This window comes from Streptomyces sp. NPDC058758, from assembly GCF_042746075.1.
In the GTDB taxonomy this organism is placed as follows: Bacteria; Actinomycetota; Actinomycetes; order Streptomycetales; family Streptomycetaceae; genus Streptomyces.
Genome location: NZ_JBHYPS010000041.1, coordinates 24,063 through 46,247, shown reverse-complemented (window position 1 = coordinate 46,247; position 22,185 = coordinate 24,063). Strand labels below are relative to the sequence as shown.

The 22,185-nt window shown below is 74.1% G+C and carries 19 protein-coding genes; 16 read left to right on the top strand and 3 right to left on the bottom strand.

What is annotated here, in order from left to right:
* Positions 1-218 precede the first annotated feature (218 nt).
* A complete protein-coding gene (locus tag ACFW6A_RS32995) occupies positions 219-1,532 on the top strand; it encodes a hypothetical protein (protein ID WP_351843948.1) in 1,314 nt (437 codons plus the stop codon).
* Between the two features lie 45 nt (positions 1,533-1,577).
* Here ACFW6A_RS32995 and ACFW6A_RS32990 read toward each other — a convergent pair whose 3' ends face one another.
* A complete protein-coding gene (locus ACFW6A_RS32990) occupies positions 1,578-2,561 on the bottom strand; it encodes an ATP-binding protein (protein ID WP_386645203.1) in 984 nt (327 codons plus the stop codon).
* 102 nt (positions 2,562-2,663) lie between these two features.
* On the opposite strand from ACFW6A_RS32990, the gene ACFW6A_RS32985 reads away from it, so the two are divergent.
* A complete protein-coding gene (locus tag ACFW6A_RS32985; RefSeq protein ID WP_351843953.1) occupies positions 2,664-3,482 on the top strand; it encodes an oxidoreductase in 819 nt (272 codons plus the stop codon).
* 332 nt (positions 3,483-3,814) lie between these two features.
* Here the strand turns inward: ACFW6A_RS32985 and ACFW6A_RS32980 are convergent, their stop codons facing one another.
* Entirely contained in the window at positions 3,815-4,669 is an 855-nt protein-coding gene (locus tag ACFW6A_RS32980; RefSeq protein WP_351843956.1) for an HAD-IB family hydrolase, read from the bottom strand.
* 463 nt (positions 4,670-5,132) lie between these two features.
* Here ACFW6A_RS32980 and ssd point away from each other — a divergent pair, with 463 nt between their 5' ends.
* From ssd to ACFW6A_RS32945, 7 genes are read left to right on the top strand one after another with little or no spacing between them, the layout of a single operon-like run.
* A complete protein-coding gene (gene ssd / locus ACFW6A_RS32975) occupies positions 5,133-6,251 on the top strand; it encodes a septum site-determining protein Ssd (protein WP_351843958.1) in 1,119 nt (372 codons plus the stop codon).
* Positions 6,248-7,483 carry a TadA family conjugal transfer-associated ATPase gene (locus tag ACFW6A_RS32970; RefSeq protein WP_351843961.1) on the top strand — a complete coding sequence of 412 codons (1,236 nt, stop codon included), beginning with the start codon at positions 6,248-6,250 and terminating at the stop codon, positions 7,481-7,483. The genes ssd and ACFW6A_RS32970 overlap by 4 nt, the downstream gene beginning before the upstream one ends.
* A complete protein-coding gene (locus ACFW6A_RS32965; RefSeq protein ID WP_386480053.1) occupies positions 7,480-8,343 on the top strand; it encodes a type II secretion system F family protein in 864 nt (287 codons plus the stop codon). The genes ACFW6A_RS32970 and ACFW6A_RS32965 overlap by 4 nt, the downstream gene beginning before the upstream one ends.
* A gap of 19 nt (positions 8,344-8,362) precedes the next feature.
* Complete coding sequence (locus ACFW6A_RS32960) at positions 8,363-9,172, top strand: type II secretion system F family protein (RefSeq protein WP_386645212.1); 810 nt, start codon at positions 8,363-8,365, stop codon at positions 9,170-9,172.
* A gap of 56 nt (positions 9,173-9,228) precedes the next feature.
* The gene (locus ACFW6A_RS32955; RefSeq protein WP_351843965.1) at positions 9,229-9,450 is read left to right on the top strand and encodes a DUF4244 domain-containing protein; all 222 of its coding nucleotides are present in this window, start codon (positions 9,229-9,231) and stop codon (positions 9,448-9,450) included.
* Positions 9,437-9,802: a TadE family type IV pilus minor pilin gene (locus ACFW6A_RS32950; RefSeq protein ID WP_386480058.1), complete on the top strand. Its 366-nt coding sequence runs from the start codon at positions 9,437-9,439 to the stop codon at positions 9,800-9,802. The genes ACFW6A_RS32955 and ACFW6A_RS32950 overlap by 14 nt, the downstream gene beginning before the upstream one ends.
* Complete coding sequence (locus ACFW6A_RS32945) at positions 9,799-10,224, top strand: Rv3654c family TadE-like protein (RefSeq protein WP_386645200.1); 426 nt, start codon at positions 9,799-9,801, stop codon at positions 10,222-10,224. Before ACFW6A_RS32950 ends, ACFW6A_RS32945 begins: the two co-directional genes overlap by 4 nt.
* Here the strand turns inward: ACFW6A_RS32945 and ACFW6A_RS32940 are convergent.
* Positions 10,109-12,643: a DEAD/DEAH box helicase gene (locus tag ACFW6A_RS32940; protein WP_386645198.1), complete on the bottom strand. Its 2,535-nt coding sequence runs from the start codon at positions 12,641-12,643 to the stop codon at positions 10,109-10,111. The two genes, ACFW6A_RS32945 and ACFW6A_RS32940, sit on opposite strands and share 116 nt — an antisense overlap.
* Before the next feature lie 80 nt (positions 12,644-12,723).
* On the opposite strand from ACFW6A_RS32940, the gene ACFW6A_RS32935 reads away from it, so the two are divergent.
* From ACFW6A_RS32935 to topA, 7 genes are all read left to right on the top strand, one after another.
* Positions 12,724-13,077 (top strand): STAS domain-containing protein, encoded by a 354-nt coding sequence (locus ACFW6A_RS32935; RefSeq protein WP_030749286.1) that lies wholly within the window; start codon positions 12,724-12,726, stop codon positions 13,075-13,077.
* 13 nt (positions 13,078-13,090) lie between these two features.
* Positions 13,091-13,549, top strand: coding sequence for an ATP-binding protein (locus tag ACFW6A_RS32930; RefSeq protein WP_351851428.1), 459 nt, complete (start codon positions 13,091-13,093; stop codon positions 13,547-13,549).
* 166 nt (positions 13,550-13,715) lie between these two features.
* Positions 13,716-16,049: a sodium-translocating pyrophosphatase gene (locus ACFW6A_RS32925; RefSeq protein WP_386645196.1), complete on the top strand. Its 2,334-nt coding sequence runs from the start codon at positions 13,716-13,718 to the stop codon at positions 16,047-16,049.
* 162 nt (positions 16,050-16,211) lie between these two features.
* Positions 16,212-16,865 (top strand): small secreted protein, encoded by a 654-nt coding sequence (locus ACFW6A_RS32920; protein WP_351851433.1) that lies wholly within the window; start codon positions 16,212-16,214, stop codon positions 16,863-16,865.
* Positions 16,866-17,057: 192 nt separating this feature from the next.
* The gene (locus ACFW6A_RS32915) at positions 17,058-18,602 is read left to right on the top strand and encodes a methyltransferase (protein WP_386485389.1); all 1,545 of its coding nucleotides are present in this window, start codon (positions 17,058-17,060) and stop codon (positions 18,600-18,602) included.
* Positions 18,603-18,785: 183 nt separating this feature from the next.
* Positions 18,786-18,983, top strand: a complete 198-nt coding sequence (locus ACFW6A_RS32910; RefSeq protein ID WP_351851437.1) for a hypothetical protein — start codon at positions 18,786-18,788, stop codon at positions 18,981-18,983.
* Positions 18,984-19,295: 312 nt separating this feature from the next.
* Positions 19,296-22,121 (top strand): type I DNA topoisomerase, encoded by a 2,826-nt coding sequence (gene topA / locus ACFW6A_RS32905; protein WP_351851440.1) that lies wholly within the window; start codon positions 19,296-19,298, stop codon positions 22,119-22,121.
* Positions 22,122-22,185: the final 64 nt, after the last annotated feature.

The following is a 22,185-nucleotide window of genomic DNA, read 5'->3' as shown; positions in this document are numbered from 1 at the left end:
CCGGTCTCCTTCGGGGCCGAACGGGTACCTCAACTCTGAGTAAACGAATCGTAATGGAGAGTAAAGTCTCCGGCATTATTTTCGGGGCAAACAGGGCAATGGTTCACCGGTTCCGGTGAATGGGCCGCGTATTGCCGCTTGTCGTTTCATCACTCCGGCGGGCCGGGTGCGACGTTGACGCCGCTCGTAGCCGTAGTCGCCAGAGGAGAGGTGGGCGGATGTCAGCCGCCGTGCGAGGAAGTACGTTCCGGAGGAAGGCGCTGGCCGCCGGCGCCCTCACCGTCGCCCTGGTGGGCGGCCTGGCCGGCTGCTCGCAGCCGGGCCCCTCCGGCCCGGGGACCGAGGGCGCCCCCGGCGCGGGGACGGGGGCGAAGAAGGCCCCGGCCGCCGCGCCGGAGAGTGCCGTCCGGCTGATCGGTGACGGCTCCACCGCCTACACCGGCGCCCAGCCGCACCAGCCGGTCTGGAAGAAGCTGAAGCCCGGCGAGGCCCCGCCGCAGTTCGTGGTCTTCTCCTGGGACGGCGCCGGCGAGGACAGCCAGAAGCTCTTCTCGCACTTCCGGAACGTCGGCAAGAAGTACGGCGCGACCATGACGTACTTCCTCAGCGGCGTGTACCTCCTGCCGGAGGAGAAGCGGGCGATGTACGACCCGCCCCAGCACTCCGCCGGCCGCTCCGACATCGGCTTCAACGACACCGAGGGCATCCGCGACACCGTCCGCGAACTGCGCGGCGCGTGGCTGGAGGGCAACGAGATCGGCACCCACTTCAACGGGCACTTCTGCGGCGCCGACGGCGGCGTGGGCACCTGGTCCGTGGAGGAGTGGAAGAGCGAGATCCGGCAGGCCAAGTCCTTCGTCAAGAACTGGAAGAGCAACGCCGGGCTGCGCGCCGAGCAGCCGCTCCCCTTCGACTACGACAAGGAGCTCGTCGGCGCCCGCACGCCCTGCCTGGAGGGGCGCGCCAACTTCGTGAAGGCGGCCGCCGAGCTGGGCTTCCGCTACGACACCAGCGGCGTCAACGACCAGATCTGGCCGAAGAAGGACCAGGGCCTCTGGGACCTCTCCATGCACCTGGTACCGGTGCCCGGCCGCGCCTTCCAGACACTGTCCATGGACTACAACTTCATGGTCAACCAGTCGCCCGGCACGACCCAGGGCGACCCCGGCATGCACCGCTACTGGGGCGACCAGATGCGCGACGGCCTCGTCCAGGCCTTCGAGCGCTCCTACCGGGGCAACCGGGCGCCGGTCGTGATCGGCAACCACTTCGAGTCCTGGAACGGCGGCACCTACATGCGCGCCATCGAGGAGACCATCGCCACCGTCTGCGTCCAGAAGGACGTCAAGTGCGTCTCCTTCCGCCAGCTCGCGGACTGGCTCGACGCCCAGGACCCCGCCGTCATCGCCAAGATGCGCACCCTGGGGGTGGGCGAAGCCCCCGCCGGCGGCTGGTCCGCCTTCCTCGCGGCCCAGCCCCCGGCGCCCGCCGCCGCTCCCGCCGCTCCCGCGAAGCAGCCCGTTCGCGGCTAGCGGCCCCCGGCGGGCCGTTCCGTGACGGCCGCCGGCCGCCGGCCGTCAGCGGGCCGCTGCCGCGGCCGGTTCGCCGAGGACGAAGTCGGGGTCGACCTGCGCCGCCAGGTCGGCCCCGGTCTTCGCGTTCCCCCAGCTCTCCGCGTTGCGGAGGTGGAAGTGGACCATCTGGCTCGTGTAGCGGTGCCGGTCGCGGCGGGCGTACGAGTCGTCCGCCGCCTCCCGCAGGGTCCGCAGCGCGCGGTGGTTCTCGGGCTCCAGCTGCTCGAAGCGCGGCGGGCGGCCCTTCTCCATCGCGCGGACCCAGTCCGAGTGGCCGACGGTGACCAGCAGGTCCTCGCCGACCTCCTGGCGCAGGAAGTCCAGGTCGTCCGGTCCCTGCACCTTGTTGCCCACGACCTTCAGCGCGACGCCGAAGTCCCGCGCGTACTCCTTGTACTGGCGGTACACCGACACGCCCTTGCGGGTCGGCTCGGCGACCAGGAAGGTCATGTCGAAGCGGGTGAACATGCCCGAGGCGAAGGAGTCCGAGCCGGCCGTCATGTCGACGACCACGTACTCGCCTGCCCCGTCCACCAGGTGGTTCAGGCACAGCTCCACCGCGCCGACCTTCGAGTGGTAGCAGGCCACGCCGAGGTCCGCCTCGGTGAACGGCCCGGTCGCCATCAGCCGCACCTCGCCGGGGTCGAGCCGGACCGGCCGGGCGCACGCCTCGTACACCGGGTTGTCCTCGCGGACCCGCAGCAGCCGCGAACCCTCTCCCGGGGGAGTCGTCTTGATCATCGTCTCGGCCGAGGCGATCCGCGGGTTGCTGCCCCGCAGGTACTCCTTGATGAGCGGCAGGTGCGCGCCCATCGCGGGCAGGGCTGCGGCCTCCGCCTCGGTGAGGCCGAGCGCGGCCCCCAGGTGCTGGTTGATGTCCGCGTCGACGGCGACGACCGGCGACTCCGTGGCGGCGAGGTGGCGGACGAAGAGCGAGGACAGCGTCGTCTTGCCGCTGCCGCCCTTCCCGACGAAAGCGATCTTCATGTTCACCTAGCGTAGTGGCATGAACGCGCTTGGTGGTCAAGGTCTATGAAGAAGACCACTCCTTCGTGGGGCGGGCGCCGGGGACGCGTAGCCTCCTTACCTATGAGTACGCACGCCTCTGACCCCTTGGCCGCCCTCGGCTCCCTGCCGGGCGTCGCCGACGCGGTGGACTCCGTACGCAAGGCCGTCGACCGGGTCTACGGCCACCGCGTGATGCGTCGCCGCAGCAACGAGATCGCCTCCGAGGCTGCGCTCCGCGGCGCCCGCGGCTCGGCCGCGCTGGCCGGCGCGGACTGGGCCCTGGAGGAGGTCCGCCGCCGGACCGACTTCAGCGCCGATCCCGAGGCCCGCACCGTCGGCGCCGCCCTCCGCCTGAGCGCCGAGGCGGGCCAGCTGCTCTCCATCTGGCGCCAGTCGCCGCTCCGGGTGCTGGCCCGGCTGCACCTGGTCGCCGCGGGCGAGCAGGCGGACGCGACGGGCCGCCCGCGCCAGATCGGCGAGGCCGTGACCGAGCCGCTGATCGAGGCCCCGCTGCCGAGTCCCGACGAGGTCGCCGCCCGGCTCGACGGCCTCGCGGAACTCGTCGTCGCGGGAAGCGGGGCCCCCGCCCTGGTCGTCTCCGCGGTGGTCCACGCCGAACTGCTCGCCCTGCGCCCCTTCACCTCGCACAACGGCCTGGTCGCCCGGGCCGCGGAGCGGATCGTCCTGGAGGGGAGCGGCCTCGACCCGAAGGGCATCTGCCCCGCCGAGGTCGGCCACGCGGAGCAGGGCCGGGCCGCCTACGCGGCCGCCTTCGAGGGGTACCTCACCGGCACCCCCGAGGGCGTCGGCGGCTGGATCGCGCACTGCGGGCGATCGGTGGAACTCGGGGTGCGGGAGTCGACGGCAGTCTGCGAGGCGCTCCAGCGCGGCGCCGCCTGAAGAACCCCGGACATGGGTTGCGGCGGTACCGATGATCAGTACCGCCGCTGGCACGTCCACCCAGTTACCAAGCGTCCTCGATATGTGCCCATCAGGCGGGGTGCTTTGCCCTTCGCCTGGTGCGGCTGGCCCGTAATCGACGGGTCGACGTCGCGTGGGTGCCAGGTTTTTGTGCGTCAGGTCCGTGGGGCCTTGATGCTCAACAGGTGATCCTCTCGGATGTCCCAGGTCTCGCGGGCCTGATTCCTTTCTACTCCTGTCCGCCGGTAAGCGAAAGTGGTGACTCCGCTTCTTTGCGCTGTTTCCGGATCGTCTGAAACCGGGACAAGCGGTCAGGGCCCGGCGAGGACCGCCGCGGCGGCCCTGTGACGCCGGCGGGTGGCGTACCAGACGAGCCCCGCGGTGGCCGCCGCCGCGCCCACGGCCGCCGCGGCCATGAGCGCCGGGCGGGGCGGCATCCGGAGCGCCGGCAGCCGCTGCTTCAGCCGCACCGGCCGGTTGAAGACCAGCACCGGCCACTCCCGGGCGACCGCCTCGCGGCGCAGCGTCCGGTCCGGGTTGACCGCGTACGGGTGCCCGACGGCCTCCAGCATGGGGATGTCGGTCGCCGAGTCGCTGTAGGCGTAGCAGCGGGAGAGGTCGTACCCCTCCGACTTCGCCAGCTCGCGGACCGCCTCGGCCTTCGTCGGGCCGTAGGCGTAGTACTCCACCTCCCCGGTGAAGCACCCGTCCTCGCCGACCACCATCCGGGTGGCGACGACGCGGTCGGCCCCGAGCATCTCCCCGATCGGCTCGACCACCTCGGCGCCGGAGGTGGACACGATCACGACGTCGCGGCCGGCGGCGTGGTGCTCCTCGATGAGGGAGGCGGCCTCGTCGTAGATGATCGGGTCGATCAGGTCGTGCAGGGTCTCGGCGACGAGTTCCTTGACCTGGGCCACGTTCCAGCCTTTGCAGAGCGCGGAAAGATATTCGCGCATCCGCTCCATCTGGTCGTGATCGGCCCCGCCGACGAGGAACACGAACTGGATGTAGGCCGTCCGCAGGGCGGCGCGGCGGCTGATGAGTCCGCCCCGGTAGAAGGACTTGCTGAAGGTCAGCGTCGAGGACTTCGCAATGACCGTCTTGTCCAGGTCAAAGAAGGCGGCTGTGCGCGGCAAGGAGTGGTTTTCCACAACGCTGAGCATAGGTGCCCGCCATTCGGCGTACGCTGGGGCGCGTGGGTTTGCCTGAGAAGGCTCTCGGGTACACCATGGAAGTCACGGATCGTTCGCGACCGTGCTAACCCGGTCCGGCTCCTCCCCCCCCCGAGTCGGCCGGAGAGACGACCCCCGCTCTCCCCCCCGGCGGGGGTCGTCGCATGTCCGGAGCCGTTTTCGGGCGCCGATCCCTCGCTCCCTCCCTTCTCTCGTGCCCTCGTCCGCACGGACGTGCCGGACGCGGCGACCTTTCGATTCGTCACCCAGAGTAGCCGCCGGACTGCGTTCCGGGCAGCCCCCGCGAGGGTGGCCGAGTTATTCACAGGCAGTGGATTGTCCACAGTTTTTCGGTGGAGTCCGCACGATTTCCCGTACGGCCTCACGGTGATTCCCGTCGCGAAGTTCGCGGCTCGCAGGAATCACGAGAGGGGTGTGCGCGATGCAGGAACCGATGACTTCCCGCACGGGAGGAACGGACCACGAGGACGCGGCGCGGGGCGGACGGGGGACCCGCGGAGCCGGCCCGCTGATCGTCACCGAGGACGTCGCCCTCCTCGACGACCTGCTGAGGCTCTGCGCCGCGGCCGGCGTCGAGCCCGAGGTGCACCACCGGGTGCCCGAGCGGCGGGCGAGCTGGAGCGACCCCCCGCTCGTCCTGGTCGGGGAGGACGCGGCGGCCCGCTGCCGGGGCTCCGTGCGCCGGCCCGGGGTCGTCCTGGTCGGGCGCGCCCAGGACGACCCGGAGGCGTGGCGGCTCGCCGTCGAGATCGGCGCCGACAGCGTGCTCCGGCTCCCGGGCGCCGAGTCCCTGCTCGTCGAGCGGATCGCCGACGCCGCCGAGGGCGTCGGCCGCACGGCGCTGACCGTCGGCGTCATCGGCGGCCGGGGCGGCTCCGGCGCCTCCACCCTGGCCTGCGGGCTCGCGCTCGCCGCCGCCCGCACCGGCAGGCGGACCCTGCTCGTCGACGGCGACCCGCTCGGCGGGGGCCTCGACGTGCTGCTCGGCGCCGAGCGGGAGCGGGGCAGGCGCTGGGGGGACTTCGCCGCCTCCAAGGGGCGGCTGGCCGGCGGCGCCCTGGAGGAGTCGCTGCCCGCCGCCCGGGGCGTGCGGGTGCTCAGCTGGGGCCGGGAGCCCACCGGTGCCGTGCCGCCCGACGCGGTCCGGTCCGTGCTCGCCGCCGCGCGCCGCGGGGGCGGGGTGGTCGTGGTCGACCTGCCGCGCGCCGTCGACGAGGCCGGAGCCGAGGCCCTGGCCCAGCTCGACCTCGGGCTCCTCGTCGTCCCCGGCGAACTGCGGGCGGTCGCCGCGGCCCATCGGATCGCCGGCACCCTCTCCATGGTCGTCCGCGACCTGCGGGCCGTGGTCCGGGGGCCGTACGCGGCGGGGCTCGACGAGCGCTGGGTCGCCGACGCCCTGCGGCTGCCACTGGCCGGCGAACTCCCCTACGACCCCGGCATCCTGACCGACCAGGACACCGGCAGTCCGCCCGGCGCCGACCCCCGGGGACCACTGGGCCGTTTCTGCGCCGCCTTCTGGGAGCGCGCGCTGCCCGCCGGGGGTGCGGCATGACCGCGGCGGGCGCGGTGGAGACCGGGGCGGGCGCGGTGGAGACCGGGGCGGCCTCCTCCGGCGGTGCTCCGGCCGTCCGGGCGGGCGGAGCGGGACTCCTCGACGCCGTGCGGCAGCGGCTCGCGGCGAGCGGCGCCGAGCCGACCCCGGCCCGTGTGGCGGCCGCCCTGCGGGCCCAGGGCCGCCTCCTCGGGGACGCCGAGGTTTTGGGCGCCGCCGAGGAGCTGCGCCGCGAACTGACCGGCGCGGGACCGCTGGAGGCCCTGCTGGCCGACCCCGACGTCACCGACGTGCTCGTCTCCGCGCCCGACCGGGTGTGGGTCGACCGGGGCTCCGGCCTGGAGCGGGCCCCCGTCGTCTTCGCCGACGCCGCAGCCGTGCGCAGGCTCGCCCAGCGGCTCGCGACGGTGGCCGGGCGCCGCCTCGACGACGCCCGGCCGTGGGTGGACGCCCGGCTGCCCGACGGCACCCGCATGCACGCGGTCCTCCCGCCGGTCGCCGTCGGCTCCACCTGCCTCTCGCTGCGGGTGGTGCGCCCCCGGGCCTTCACCCTGGAGGAGCTGACCGCCGCCGGGACGGTGCCGCCCGGTGGCGACCGGGTCCTGCGCGCGCTGATCGAGGCCCGGGTGTCGTACCTGGTCAGCGGGGGCACCGGCACCGGCAAGACGACGCTCCTCGCGGCCCTGCTCGGTCTGGTCGGCGAGCGGGAGCGGATCGTCCTCGCCGAGGACTCGGCCGAGCTGCGCCCCGACCACCCCCACGTGGTGCGCCTGGAGGCCCGGCCGCCGAACCAGGAGGGAGCCGGAGTCGTCACCCTCAGGGACCTGGTACGCCAGGCCCTGCGGATGCGGCCCGACCGGCTGGTGGTCGGCGAGGTCCGGGGCGGCGAGGCCGTCGACCTGCTCGCGGCCCTGAACACGGGACACGAAGGCGGCTCGGGCACGCTGCACGCCAACACGGCCTCCGACGTCCCCGCCCGGCTCGAAGCGCTCGGCACCGCCGCGGGGCTCGACCGGGCCGCCCTGCACAGCCAGTTGGGCGCCGGCCTGTCCGCCGTGCTGCACCTGGTACGCGACCCCGACGGGCGGCGCCGGATCGCCGAGGTCCACGTCCTGGAGCGGGACCGGGAGGGCCTGGTGCGCACGGTGCCCGCCCTCCGCTGGGAGCCGGCCGGCTTCGAGCGGGAGCGGGGCTGGCCCCGGCTGCGCTCGCTCGTCGGAGGTGCCCCGTGACGGCCGCTTCGTACGCCGGGCTCTGGCTCCTGCCGGGCGTCCTGCTCGCCGGGTGGCGGACGGCCGTGCACCGCCGGGCCGTCCGGCGGGCGCGGGCCCTGCTTCCCGGGGACGGAACCGGGCGCGGCGGTGCCGGACGCCGGGAGGCCCTGGCCCGCCGGTGGGCGGCGCTCCGGGCGCGGCCCGAGTGGCTGTGCCTGCCCGCCGCGGGGCTGATCGCGCTGCTGGGGGAGTCGCCGCTGCCGCTGGTCGCCGGCGCCCTGGCCGTCCCGCTCGCACGGCGGCGGCTGCGGGCGGCGGCCCGGCGCAAGGAGCGCGAGGCGCTCGCCGGACGGGTGGTGGAGCTGTGCGAGACCGCGGGCGGCGAGCTGAGGGCGGGCGCCCAGCCCGGTCACGCCCTCGCCTACGCCGCCCGCCGCACCGGCGCCCTCGGCCCGGAGGAGGCCCGGGTGCTCGCCGCGGTCGGCTTCGGCGGTGACGTGCCGGAGGCGCTGCGGAGGGCGGCCCGCCGGGAGGGCGCCGAGGGGCTCGCGGGGCTGGCGGCCTGCTGGCAGGTGGCCGTCGACAGCGGTGCGGGCCTGGCCGCCGGTCTCGACCGGCTGGAGGCGGCCCTGCGCGAGCAGCACGGGCGGCGCGAGGGACTGCGGGCCGAACTGGCCGGTGCCTGGGCCACGGTGGCCGTGCTCGCCGCCCTCCCGGTGGCGGGGATCGGCATGGGCGCGGCCCTGGGAGCCGAGCCGCTGCGGGTCATGCTCCACACCCCCGCCGGAGGGGCCTGCCTCCTCCTCGGGGGCGCGCTGGAGGCGGCCGGGCTGTGGTGGGCCGCGCGGATCGTGCGGGGAGGCGGCGGTGCGGAGTGAACTGACGCGGTCGGGGCCGCTGTTGCTCCTGGGCTGCTGGCTGCTGGGCAGGGCCTGGCTCGGTCTGGCGCGCAAGCGCCGCGGGCGGGGCGCCCGGCGCCGGCTCGGCGGGCTGCTGGCGGTCGCGGACGGCGGGCTTCCCGGCGGTGGCCCGAGGAGGAAGCCGGCCGGGAGGCCCGCCGGGAGCCGCGAGCGGCGGTGGGCGCGACGGGTGGCCGGGCTTCGGAAGGTGCCGGTGCCGGTGTCTGCCGCGGTCGTCGGGGCGATCCTCTGCGCCGGGGCGCTCTTCGGGGTGGTGGCGGTGCTGCCGGCGGGCGTGGGCGGGGTGTTCGGCGCCCGGTGGCGGCTGCGGCGGGCCGCCGCCTCCCGGGAGGCGGCCGAGGAGCGGGAAGCGGTACGGCAACTCCCCCTGGCGGCAGATCTGTTGGCGGCCTGCGCCTCGGCCGGGGCCGGGCCGGGCGAGGCGGCGGAAGCCGTCGGGCGGTCCATGGGAGGCCCGCTCGGGGAGCGGCTGCTGCGGACCGCCGCGGAGCTGCGGCTCGGCGGCGAACCGGCCCGGGTGTGGGCCGGGTTCGGCGCGATACCGGGCGCCGAGGGGCTCGCGCGCTGCCTGGAACGGGCCGGCGCCTCCGGAGCGCCGGCCGCGGACGCGGTGGCCCGGCACGCGGCCGTGCTGCGGGCGGCCGCCGCCCGCGCCGCCACTGCCCGGGCCCGCCGGGCCCAGGTGCTGATCAGCGCCCCCGTGGGGCTGTGCTTCCTGCCCGCGTTCCTCGCGGTCGGGGTGGCCCCCGTGGTGATCGGCCTGGCACGGGGCCTGCTCGGCCCCTGAACGACGACGACACAACACGACACGACACGAAGTGACCGAACGGAAGGAAGAGGAAGATGGGAACGACGTACGGGTGGGCGCGGAAGGCGCTGCGGAGGTTCTGGGCGACCCGGCGGGCGGCCCTCAAGGCCGACACCGGCATGAGCACCGTCGAGTACGCCCTGGGACTGCTGACGGCGGCGGGGGTGGCGGCCCTGTTCTACGGGGTCATGACGAGCGGGAGCGTCTCGGGCGCCCTGCAGGCGATGGTCACGAAGGCCCTCGATGCGCCGTTCTGAGCGGGACCGGGGCTTCGTGACCGTGGAGGCGGCGGTCGTGCTGCCGGTGCTGGCGCTCTTCGCGATGGCCCTGCTCTGGGCGCTGGCGGCGTCCGCCGCGCAGATCCGGTGCGTGGACGCGGCCAGGGCCGGGGCGAGGGCGGCGGCCAGGTCGGAGCCCGCGGCGGCCGTGGCGGCCGCCGCCCGGGCGGCGGCTCCCGAGGGGGCCAGGGTGGCGGTGGCGCGCGAGGGCGACCTGTGGCGGGTGACGGTGGAGTCCGCCGCGCCCGGCCCCGGCGGCCTCGGCGTGTCCCTGCGGGCCGGGGCCGCGGCCCTCGCCGAGGACGCGGTCGGGGAAGGCGGGCCGCTGTGAGGCGCGGACGCGGGGACCGGGGCGCCGCGAGCGTGTGGACGGCCTTCGCGGCCTGCGCCCTGTGCGTGGTCTTCGGGGCGGTGCTGGCGCTCGGGCAGGCGGTGGTCGCCCGGCACCGGGCCGGGGGCGCCGCCGACCTCGCGGCGCTCGCCGCCGCCGACCGGGCCCTGTGGGGCGAGGCCGAGGCGTGCGCGGCGGCCGGCCGGGTGGCCGCCGCGCAGGGCGCGGAGCTGGTCCGCTGCCGGGTGGCGGGCGTCGAGGCGGAGGTGACGGCGCGGGTGGTCCGCGGGGCGTGGTCCCCGACGGTCAGGGCCCGGGCGGGACCCGGCCCCCTGCCCCCTCCACCGAACCTGGCTCCGGGCCTGGCTCCGTCCCGGGCTCCGGGGCGGGGTCCTGCGGAGCCTCGCGGAGCAGTTCCGTGAGGAGGCGGACGGCGCCGCGTTTGTGGAGGGGGTCGTTGCCGTTGCCGCACTTGGGGGACTGGATGCAGGAGGGGCAGCCCGCCTCGCACTCGCAGGAGGCGATCGCCTCCCGGGTGGCGGTGAGCCAGGCCCGGGCGGTGTGGAAGGCCCGCTCGGCGAATCCGGCGCCGCCCGGGTGCCCGTCGTACACGAAGACGGTCGGCAGCAGGGTGTCCGGGTGGAGCGGGACGGAGACGCCGCCGATGTCCCAGCGGTCGCAGGTGGCGAAAAGCGGCAGCATGCCGATCGAGGCGTGCTCGGCGGCGTGCAGGGCGCCGCCGAGGATCTCCGGGTCGATCCGGGCCGCGTCGAGCTGGTCCTCGGTGACCGTCCACCACACGGCCCGGGTGCGCAGGGTGCGGGGCGGCAGGTCGAGCTTGGTCTCGCCGAGCACCTCGCCGGTGATCAGCCGGCGGCGGAGGAAGGAGACGACCTGGTTGGTGACTTCGACGGAGCCGTAGCAGAGGCGGCCCGCACCCCAGGGGACCTCGGTGTCGGTCTCCAGGACGCGGATGGAGGTGGTGTCGCGGGCGGTGGTCGAGTACGGCGGCACGGCCTCCTCGACGAGGGCGACGGAGTCCTCCAGGTCCAGCTTCCGCACCAGGTAGGTGCGGCCCTGGTGGAGGTGGACGGCGCCCTCGTGGACGGCGGTGTGGGAGGCGGCCTCGTCGACCGTGCCGAGGAGCCGGCCGGTTCCCTCCTCCACGATCCGCACCGGGCTGCCGCCGCCGCCCCGGATGTCGGCGAGGTCGGCGGCCCGCTCACGGCGGGTCCAGTACCAGCCGCCGGTGCGGCGGCGCAGCAGCCCGGCCGCCTCCAGCTGGGGCATCAGACCGGGGGCGGCGGGGCCGAAGAGGGCGAGGTCGGTCTCGGTGAGCGGGAGTTCGGACGCGGCGGCGCACAGATGGGGGGCGAGGACGTAGGGGTTGTCGGGGTCCAGGACGGTCGACTCGACCGGCTGGTCGAAGATCGCCTCGGGGTGGTGGACGAGGAAGGTGTCCAGCGGGTCGTCGCGGGCGATCAGGACGGCGAGGGCGCCCTCGCCGGAGCGGCCCGCCCGGCCGGCCTGCTGCCACAGCGAGGCCCGGGTGCCGGGGTAGCCGGCGATGAGGACGGCGTCGAGGCCGGAGACGTCCACGCCCAGTTCCAGGGCGGTGGTGGCGGCGAGACCGAGGAGCTCCCCGGAGTGCAGGGCCCGCTCCAGGGCGCGCCGCTCCTCGGGCAGATAGCCGCCCCGGTAGGCGGCGACCCGCCGGGCGAGGGCCCGGTCGGTCTCGGCGAGGCGCTCCTGGGCGATCACCGAGATCAGCTCGGCGCCGCGCCGGGAGCGGACGAAGGCGACCGTGCGGGCGCCCTGCCGGGTGAGGTCGGTGAGGAGGTCGGCGGTCTCGGCGGTGGCGGTGCGGCGGACCGGCGCGCCGCGTTCGCCCTGGAGTTCGGTGAGGGGCGGCTCCCACAGGGCGAAGACCAGCTCGCCGCGCGGGGAGGCGTCGTCGGAGACCTCGGTGACGGGCAGGCCGGTGAGGCGGCCGGCGGCGCGGGCCGGGTCGGCGGAGGTGGCGGAGGCGAGGAGGAAGACCGGATCGGAGCCGTACCGGGCGCAGACCCGGCGCAGCCGGCGCAGGACCTGGGCGACGTGGGAGCCGAAGACGCCCCGGTAGGTGTGGCACTCGTCGATGACGACGTAGCGCAGCGAGCGCAGGAAGGAGGACCAGCGGGGGTGGGCGGGGAGGATGCCCCGGTGCAGCATGTCGGGGTTGGTGAGGACGTAGTTCGCGTACTGGCGGACCCACTCCCGCTCCTCGACCGGGGTGTCGCCGTCGTAGACGGCGGGCCGGACGCGGTTGCCGAGCGGGGCGGCGAGCTCCCGGACGGCGCGGCGCTGGTCGGCGGCGAGGGCCTTGGTGGGGGAGAGGTAGAGGGCGGTCGCCCCGCGCCCGTTCGCGGCCTCCGCGCCGTCGAGGAGGGCGGAGAGCACGGGGGCGAGGTAGGCGAGCGACTTGCCCGAGGCGGTGCCCGTGGCGATCACCACGGACTCGCCGTCGAGGGCGTGCTCGGCGGCCTCGGCCTGATGGGCCCAGGGGTGGTCGATCCCGGCCTCCTGGATCGCGGCGATCACCTCGGAACGGATCCGGTCCGGCCAGACGGCATGCCGCCCCGTGCGGGCGGGCATGTGCTCCATATGAGTGATGCGCGCGGCGCGGCTCTCGCCCGAGGTGAGCCGTTCGAGGATCCGGTGCGGGGAGGGGCGGCTGCCCGTGTCCCCGGCGGGTCGAGCGGTGCGGTGATTCTTGGCCATCGGCACCGAGTGTGTCACCGGCGTGACGGACAATGCTCCCAAGGCGTCGTGCATGGCTGCTGGTAAGTGATTGAATGCCATCGCGGCTGGCGATTCGTTCTCCGACTCCGCCCGGGAGATCCGAGGGGGCGAACGCCCGATAGCAAGGTGCTGGAGGATCCGTGGACCTGTCCCTGTCGACTCGCACTGTGCCCGGAGCTGGCGGCGACCGTACGGTCGTCGAGGTCGGTGGCGAGATTGATGTTTATACCGCGCCCAAGCTGCGCGAGCAGTTGGTCGAGTTGGTGAACGACGGCAGTTACCACCTGGTCGTCGACATGGAGGGAGTGGACTTCCTCGACTCCACCGGACTCGGCGTGCTCGTCGGTGGGCTGAAGCGCGTGCGCGCGCACGAGGGCTCGCTGCGCCTGGTCTGCAACCAGGAGCGCATCCTCAAGATCTTCCGGATCACGGGCCTCACCAAGGTCTTCCCGATCCACACCTCGGTCGACGAGGCCGTCAACGCGGTCGACTGACCGGGGGGATCCCATGGCCACCGTTGAACTCCGCTTCAGCGCCCAGCCCGAGCACGTGCGGACGGCCCGCCTGGTGGCGGCCGCCGTCGCCCGTCGGGCCGGGGTGGACGAGGCGGTCCTCGACGAGGTGCGCCTCGCCGTCGGCGAGGCGTGTTCCCGCGCGGTCGGGCTGCACCGCGGCAACGGCGTCACCACGCCCATCAGGGTCGCGCTGACCGAGGAGGAGAAGACGTTCTCCATCGAGGTCGGTGACGAGGTGCCCACCGCGGCCGCGGCGGCCGGTGTCCCCGGCGCGCGCGCCGAGGCCCCGGCCGGGGAGCCCGACGACGCCGACGGCGAGGACGAGATGGGCCTCGCGGTGATCCGCGGGCTCGTCGACGACGTCGAGGTGACCGTCGGCGAGGACGGCGGCACCATCCGGATGAGCTGGCCCACCACGCCCGCGGAGACGGACGCGGACGTCCTGTCCTGACCCCGCGCCCCACGACGGACACGTACGGGAAGAGGCCCTGCCCCGCGGCAGGGCCTCTTCCCGTACCGCCTTTTCCCGCGGGCCCCCGGGGCAATCGATGGATTCCGCCGGGGTGCCGCCTGCGGAAGCCGTTTTGTCCCGCTTCGGCTGCCTATGATCCGTGCCCATGCACCCGGAACCGGAATTGGCCCAGGCCCCCGCCGCCCTCGCCGCGGCGGTGCTCACCAGCGGGAACCGGACGATCGTCTTCGTCGTCGCCGGGATCGCCCTCGCCGCACTGGTCACCGCCCGGCTCTTCGGCCGGCAGGTGCTCAGGGCCGACGAGGGCACCCCGGCGATGCGGCGGATCGCCGCCGCCGTGCAGGAGGGCGCCAACGCCTACCTCGCCCGCCAGCTGCGCACCATCGGCCTCTTCGCCGTCGTCGTCTTCCTCCTGCTCATGGCACTGCCCGCAGACTCCTGGTCGCAGCGGGCCGGACGCTCGCTGTTCTTCCTGGTCGGGGCGTTGTTCTCGGCGGTCACCGGGTACGTCGGGATGCGCCTCGCGGTCCGGGCCAACGTCCGGGTCGCCGCCGCCGCCCGGGAGGCCTCCCCGGGTCCCGGCGAGCCCGGCCGGGACCCGGCCGAGGCCGCCCGCCGGGCGATGCGGATCGCCTTCCGCACCGGCGGGGTCGTCGGCATGTCCACGGTCGGCCTCGGGCTGCTCGGCGCCGCCTGCGTCGTCCTCGTCTACGCCGCCGACGCGCCCAAGGTCCTGGAGGGCTTCGGGCTCGGCGCCGCCCTCATCGCCATGTTCATGCGGGTCGGCGGCGGCATCTTCACCAAGGCCGCCGACGTCGGCGCCGACCTCGTCGGCAAGGTCGAGCAGGGCATCCCCGAGGACGACCCGCGCAACGCCGCCACCATCGCCGACAACGTGGGCGACAACGTCGGCGACTGCGCGGGCATGGCCGCCGACCTCTTCGAGTCGTACGCCGTCACCCTGGTCGCCGCCCTCATCCTCGGCAAGGCCGCCTTCGGCGACCACGGCCTGGTCTTCCCGCTGATCGTGCCCGCGATCGGCGTCCTCACCGCCGTCGTCGGCATCCTCGCCGTCGCGCCCCGGCGCTCCGACCGCGGCGGGATGCGCGCCGTCGACCGCGGCTTCTTCGTCTCCGCCGCCGTCTCCCTCGTCCTCGTCGCCGTCGCCGCCTTCGTCTACCTGCCGTCGTCCTACGCCGAACTGGCCGGCGTCACCGAACCGGGGCTGACCGGGCACGACGGCGACCCGCGGGTCCTCGCCCTCGTCGCCGTCGCCCTCGGGATCGTGCTCGCCGCGCTCATCCAGCGGCTCACCGGCTACTTCACCGAGACCGGCCGGCGCCCCGTCCAGGACATCGGCCGCTCCGCGCTCACCGGCCCGGCCACCGTCGTCCTCGCCGGCGTCGCCATCGGCCTGGAGTCCGCCGCGTACGCGGCGCTGCTCATCGCCCTCGCCGTCTACGGCGCGTTCCTGCTCGGCGGGGCCTCCGTGATGCTGGCGCTCTTCGCGGTCGCGCTCGCCGGCACCGGGCTGCTCACCACCGTCGGCGTGATCGTCGCCATGGACACCTTCGGGCCGGTCGCGGACAACGCGCAGGGCATCGCCGAGATGTCCGGGGACGTGCGGGGCGCGGGCGCGCAGGTCCTCACCGAGCTGGACGCGGTCGGCAACACCACCAAGGCGATCACCAAGGGCATCGCGATCGCGACGGCCGTCCTCGCCGCGGCCGCGCTCTTCGGCTCGTACCGGGACGCCATCGCCACCTCGGTCGCCGAGGCCGGCGCGAAGGCCGGCGAACTCACCCTCTCCATGGACATCTCCCAGCCCAACAACCTCGTCGGGCTGATCCTCGGCGCCGCGGTCGTCTTCCTCTTCTCCGGACTGGCCGTCAACGCCGTCTCCCGCTCGGCCGGTTCGGTGGTCCACGAGGTGCGGAGGCAGTTCCGCGAGCACCCGGGGATCATGAACGGCACCGAACTCCCCGAGTACGGGCGGGTCGTCGACATCTGCACCAAGGACGCGCTGCGCGAACTCGCCACGCCCGGACTGCTCGCCGTCACCGCACCGGTGGCGGTCGGGTTCGCGCTCGGCGTCGGCCCGCTCGGCGCGTACCTCGCCGGGGCGATCGGCACCGGCGCGCTGATGGCGGTCTTCCTGGCCAACTCGGGAGGCGCCTGGGACAACGCGAAGAAGCTGGTCGAGGACGGCAACCACGGCGGCAAGGGCAGTCCGGCGCACGAGGCGACGGTGATCGGCGACACCGTCGGCGACCCCTTCAAGGACACCGCCGGACCGGCGATCAACCCGCTCCTGAAGGTGATGAACCTCGTGGCCCTGCTGATCGCCCCGGCCGTCGTGCGCTTCGGGTACGGCGAGGACGCGAACGCCTGGGCGCGGGCCGGGATCGCGGTGCTGGCGCTCCTCGTGGTGGTCGTCGCCGTACGGGCCTCCAAACGGCGTCGGGTGGCCGTCGCCTGACGTGGCGTCCGTCTCATTTCCGGGACGCGCGAGGGGCCCGGATGCCCGGCGCCGCTTGGTTCAAAAGGATTCAACACGGGAGGAACCACTCGTACGAAAGGTGGAAGTCACCCGCGCGGCGTGTATGTTCCGGGGCCGAGAGTCTTGGAAGGGACCGATCCGGTGAACAAGAAGCTTGCGGCAGCGCTGTCCGGCGGTGCGGTACTGGTGCTCGTGCTGTCCGGTTGCAGCGAGGACGAGGGCGACAAGGTCAACGACTGGGCCAAGTCGTTCTGCGACCAGGCGAAGCCGCAGATCCAGAAGCGGGCCGACGCCCACCAGATCATCATCTCGACCGCGGCCGACAGCCGTCCGGCGGAGATCCAGGCCGCGGACTCCAAGGCCTTCAAGGACATCGCGGACGCGGACCGGGCGCTGGCCAAGGCCGTCGAGACCGCCGGCGTGCCGCCGATCGAGAACGGCGAGAAGGTCCAGAAGGACGTCATCGCGGAGCTCAACGCGACCGCCGTCGCCTACGACGGGCTGAAGAAGCAGGTCGACGCGCTCGACCCGACGAACCAGCAGAAGTTCGCCGAGGGGCTGAAGGACGTCGCCGACGGCCTCACCAAGATCGAGAAGATGGACCAGAACGCGCTGGCCAACCTGGAGAACGGCGAGCTGGGCCAGGCCATGGCCAAGCAGCCGGGCTGCCAGAAGCCGACCCCGTCGGTCCCGAAGACGCCGACCGGCTCCGCCTCCCCGAAGGCGGGCGCCACGGCCACGCCCACCACCTCCGCCTCGCCGAAGGCCGGGGCCTCCGCCTCCTCGGAGTCGTAACCCCGCACGGGCGCCCGCACGGCCGGTCCGGGACCTCCCGGGCCGGCCGCGTCGCGCCGTCCCGGGCCGTCGTGCCGTCGCCGACCGTGCCGCCAGGGTCCGGGCCGTCGGTGCCGTGACGCCGGCGACCGGGCCGTCGGTGCCGGGCTGTCGATGACCGGGTTGTCGGGGGCGGCCGTCACAATGGAGCCCGTGAGTACGACCAGCCTGACCACCAGCCTTCCGGTGCCCGCGCACGCCGCCCGACTGCGCGAGGCCCTGCTCGCCGCGGACTTCACCGCCGACGGCCTGCTCGACCTGCTCGGCGCCCCCGCCTACGCGGCCCTCGCCCGCAGCGAGACCGTGCCCGCCCTGCGCGCCACCCGCGGCGACTCCCCGCTGGAGACCCTCGTCCGGCTCTTCCTGCTCCAGCGGGAGGTCGCGTCCGGCCCGGCCGCCGCCGCGCTCCCCCTGGAGGAGGCCCTGGCCGACGGCTGGGTGGTCCGGGAGGGCGACGCCGTGCGCGCGACCGTCGACGTGCGGCCGTACGGCGGCCCCGACGGCGAGGACTGGTTCATCGTCTCCGACCTGGGCTGTGCCGTCGGCGGCGCCGGCGGCATCGGCAGCAAGGAGGAGGGCGTCGTCCTCGGCGTCGGCGGCGCCTCCACCACCCTCGCGGGCATCACCGTCCGCACGCCGGTCGCCACCGCGCTCGACCTGGGCACCGGCTCCGGCATCCAGGCCCTGCACGCCGCCCGGCACGCCACCCTGGTCACCGCCACCGACCTCAACCCGCGGGCGCTGGACTTCACCCGGCTGACGCTCGCCCTCTCCGGGGCCCGCGAGGCCGAACTCCTGGAGGGCTCGCTGTACGAGCCGGTGGACGGCGACACGTACGACCTGATCGTCTCCAACCCGCCCTTCGTGATCTCGCCCGGCTCCGGACTCACCTACCGGGACGGCGGGATGAGCGGCGACGACCTGTGCCGCACCCTCGTCCAGCAGGCCGGCGAGCGGCTGAACGACGGCGGCTACGCGCAGTTCCTCGCCAACTGGCAGCACGTCGACGGCGAGGAGTGGCAGGACCGGCTGCGCTCCTGGGTGCCGCGCGGCTGCGACGCCTGGATCGTCCAGCGCGAGGTGCAGGACGTCACCCAGTACACCGAGCTGTGGCTGCGGGACGGCGGCGAGCACCGGGGCGACCCCGAGGCGTACCGGGCGGCGTACGACCGCTGGCTGGACTCCTTCGAGGCGAGCGGCACCCGGTCCATCGGCTTCGGCTGGATCACGCTGCGGCGCGACCCGGCGGTGGCCGCGGGGAAGGCCGAGCCGTCGATCGTGATCGAGGAGTGGCCGCACCCCGTGGAGCAGCCGCTCGGCCCGGCCGTCCGCGCCCACTTCGAGCGCCAGGACTACCTGCGGACCCATGACGACGCGGCGCTGCTCGCGGACAGCTTCACCCTCGCCCCCGAGGTGGTGCAGGAGCAGGTCGGGCTGCCCGGCGCCGAGGACCCCGAGCACGTCGTCCTCCGCCAGAACCGGGGCATGCGCCGCGCCACCCGGGTCGACCACGTGGGCGCCGGCTTCGCGGGCGTCTGCGACGGCTCCCTCAGCGCCGGCCGGATCCTCGACGCGATCGCCCAGCTCATGGGCGAGGACCCGGTGCTGCTGCGGGACCGCACCCCGCAGGCCATCCGCCTCCTCGTGGAGGAGGGCTTCCTCACCCCGGAGTCCCTGCTTCCGGCGGAGGAGAAGTAAGGAGGAGGGCGACGGAGCAGTGCGGCACTACCGGCCATCCTCGTGAAACCGGACGGCCCGGCCCGCGTCGTTCACCCGGAATTCGCGTCCCTGACGCCGGGAGCTGTCAGCCTCCCTCTCAGGACATTCCCGGGAGAGCCACGCCACGGGGGCACGGCGCCGGGACGGGAAGCGGGTACGGGCATGGAGAGCGGGCCGGCGATCTTCGCGGGAACGGCGTTCGCGCTGTTCGGAGGCGCGCTGCTGCTGTGGACCACGGTCCGCGTCCGGCACGGCGAGCCCGTCGCGCTCGGCGTCGCGCCCCGGTCCGCCGCCGTCGTCGGGGGCCTGGCCGGGGCGGCCCTCCTCGCCCTCGGCGTCTGGTGCTTCGGCCGCCTCTGAGCCGCCGCCCGCGCCGCCCGCTGAGACGCGCTCCACACCCGGCCGCCCCGCCGGTCCGGCAGTCCGGGCGGCAGGAAGGGCAGGAGTCGGGTTACCGTTCGAGTGGCCGTTGCGGGCTTTCCCTGTTTGACACGGGGGCGGGTTGTACCGTCACACTCCGCAGCGACGGGAGCGTCACCGTCCGTGGCGCTGCCGTGCGCGCCCAGCGTCGTACGGGCGCTGCGGTGGCGCTGCCAGCGCCGTACGGGCCGGCCCTGGCCCGCACGGGCCCGCACCGGGCCTGGAGAGTGTCGACCGGAGAGAAGAGCGAAGTTGTCCCCGACCAGCGAGACCGCACACGGCGGCCGCCGACTCGTCATCGTCGAGTCGCCTGCCAAGGCGAAGACGATCAAGGGCTACCTCGGCCCCGGCTACGTCGTCGAGGCGAGCGTCGGGCACATCCGTGACCTCCCCAGCGGCGCCGCCGAGGTGCCGGAGAAGTACACCGGCGAGGTCCGCCGCCTCGGCGTCGACGTCGAGCACGACTTCCAGCCGATCTACGTCGTCAACTCCGACAAGAAGGCGCAGGTCAAGAAGCTCAAGGACCTGCTGGCCGAGTCCGACGAGCTCTTCCTCGCCACCGATGAGGACCGCGAGGGCGAGGCCATCGCGTGGCACCTCCGGGAAGTCCTCAAGCCCAAGGTCCCCGTCCACCGGATGGTCTTCCACGAGATCACCAAGGACGCGATCCGCGAGGCCGTCGCCAACCCGCGCGAGCTCAACCAGCGCATGGTCGACGCCCAGGAGACCCGCCGCATCCTCGACCGGCTGTACGGCTACGAGGTCTCGCCGGTCCTGTGGAAGAAGGTCATGCCGAAGCTGTCGGCGGGCCGCGTGCAGTCCGTCGCCACCCGGCTCGTCGTCGAGCGCGAGCGCGAGCGCATCGCCTTCCGCTCCGCCGAGTACTGGGACCTCACCGGCACCTTCTCCACCGGCCGTGCCGGTGACACTTCCGACCCGTCCACGCTGGTCGCGCGCCTCGCCGCGGTCGACGGCAAGCGCGTCGCCCAGGGCCGCGACTTCGGCGCCGACGGCCGGCTGAAGAGCGAGGCGGTGCTCCACCTCGACGAGGCGAACGCCCGCGCGCTCGCGGCCGCCCTCGCCGACACCCGCTTCTCGGTCCGCTCGGTCGAGTCGAAGCCGTACCGCCGCTCCCCGTACGCGCCCTTCCGCACCACCACCCTCCAGCAGGAGGCCAGCCGCAAGCTCGGCTTCGGCGCGAAGGCGACCATGCAGGTGGCGCAGAAGCTGTACGAGAACGGCTTCATCACCTACATGCGTACGGACTCCACCGTGCTCTCCGACACCGCCGTGGCCGCCGCCCGCGCCCAGGTGACGCAGCTGTACGGCGCCGACTACCTGCCGGAGAAGCCGCGCGTCTACGCCGGCAAGGTCAAGAACGCCCAGGAGGCGCACGAGGCGATCCGTCCCTCGGGTGATCGTTTCCGCACCCCGGCCGAGACCGGTCTGACCGGCGACCAGTTCAAGCTCTACGAGCTCATCTGGAAGCGGACCGTCGCCTCCCAGATGAAGGACGCCACCGGCAACTCGGTCACCGTCAAGATCGGCGGCACCTCCGCCGACGGCCGCGACGCCGAGTTCTCGGCCTCCGGCAAGACGATCACCTTCCACGGCTTCATGAAGGCCTACGTGGAGGGCGCCGACGACCCGAACGCGGAGCTCGACGACCGCGAGCGGCGCCTCCCGCAGGTCGCCGAGGGCGACGCGCTCTCCGCCGAGGAGATCACCGCCGACGGCCACGCCACCAAGCCGCCCGCCCGCTACACCGAGGCCACCCTGGTCAAGGAGCTGGAAGAGCGCGAGATCGGCCGCCCGTCGACGTACGCCTCGATCATCGGCACCATCCTCGACCGCGGCTACGTCTTCAAGAAGGGCACGGCCCTCGTGCCGTCCTTCCTCTCCTTCGCCGTGGTCAACCTGCTGGAGAAGCACTTCGGCCGGCTCGTCGACTACGACTTCACCGCCCGCATGGAGGACGACCTCGACCGCATCGCCCGCGGCGAGGCCCAGTCCGTGCCGTGGCTCAAGCGCTTCTACTTCGGCGAGGGCGAGGCCGCCGGCGGCGCGGCCGACGCCGGCAACGGCGACGGCGACCACCTCGGCGGCCTCAAGGAACTGGTCACCGACCTCGGCGCCATCGACGCCCGCGAGATCTCCTCCTTCCCCGTCGGCGACGGCATCGTGCTCCGCGTCGGCCGCTACGGCGCCTACGTCGAGCGCGGCGAGCGGGAGCAGGAGGGATACCAGAAGGCCGACGTCCCCGACGACCTCGCGCCCGACGAGCTCACCGTCGAGTACGCCGAGGAACTGCTCGCCAAGCCGAGCGGCGACTTCGAGCTGGGCACCGACCCGGTCAGCGGCCACCAGATCGTCGCCAAGGCCGGCCGGTACGGCCCGTACGTCACCGAGATCCTGCCCGAGTCCACCCCGAAGACCGGCAAGAACGCGGTCAAGCCCCGCACCGCCTCCCTCTTCAAGACGATGTCCCTGGACACCGTCACCCTGGAGGAGGCCCTCCAGCTCATGTCGCTGCCGCGCGTGGTCGGCACCGACGCCGAGGGCGTCGAGATCACCGCGCAGAACGGCCGCTACGGCCCGTACCTCAAGAAGGGCACCGACTCGCGGTCGCTGACCAGCGAGGACCAGCTCTTCTCCATCACGCTGGAGGAGGCGCTGGCGATCTACGCCCAGCCCAAGCAGCGTGGCCGGGCCGCCGCCAAGCCGCCGCTCAAGGAGCTCGGCACCGACCCCGTCAGCGAGAAGCCCGTGGTCGTCAAGGACGGCCGCTTCGGCCCGTACGTCACCGACGGCGAGACCAACGCGACCCTGCGCACCGGCGACAGCGTCGAGACGATCACGCCGGAGCGCGGCTACGAGCTGCTCGCCGAGAAGCGCGCCAAGGGACCGGCCAAGAAGGCCGCCAAGAAGGCCCCGGCGAAGAAGACCGCGGCCAAGAAGACGGCCGCGAAGAAGACGACGGCGGCCAAGAAGACCGCGGCGAAGAAGACCACCACGGCGACGGCGGCGAAGAAGACGACCGCCGCCGCGAAGAAGACCGCCGCGGCCAAGCCGGAGTAGTCCCGAGGGGCCCGGGCGGTCCGGAGTCTTTTCGAGGAGTCCCGGACGGTCCGGAGTAGTCCCC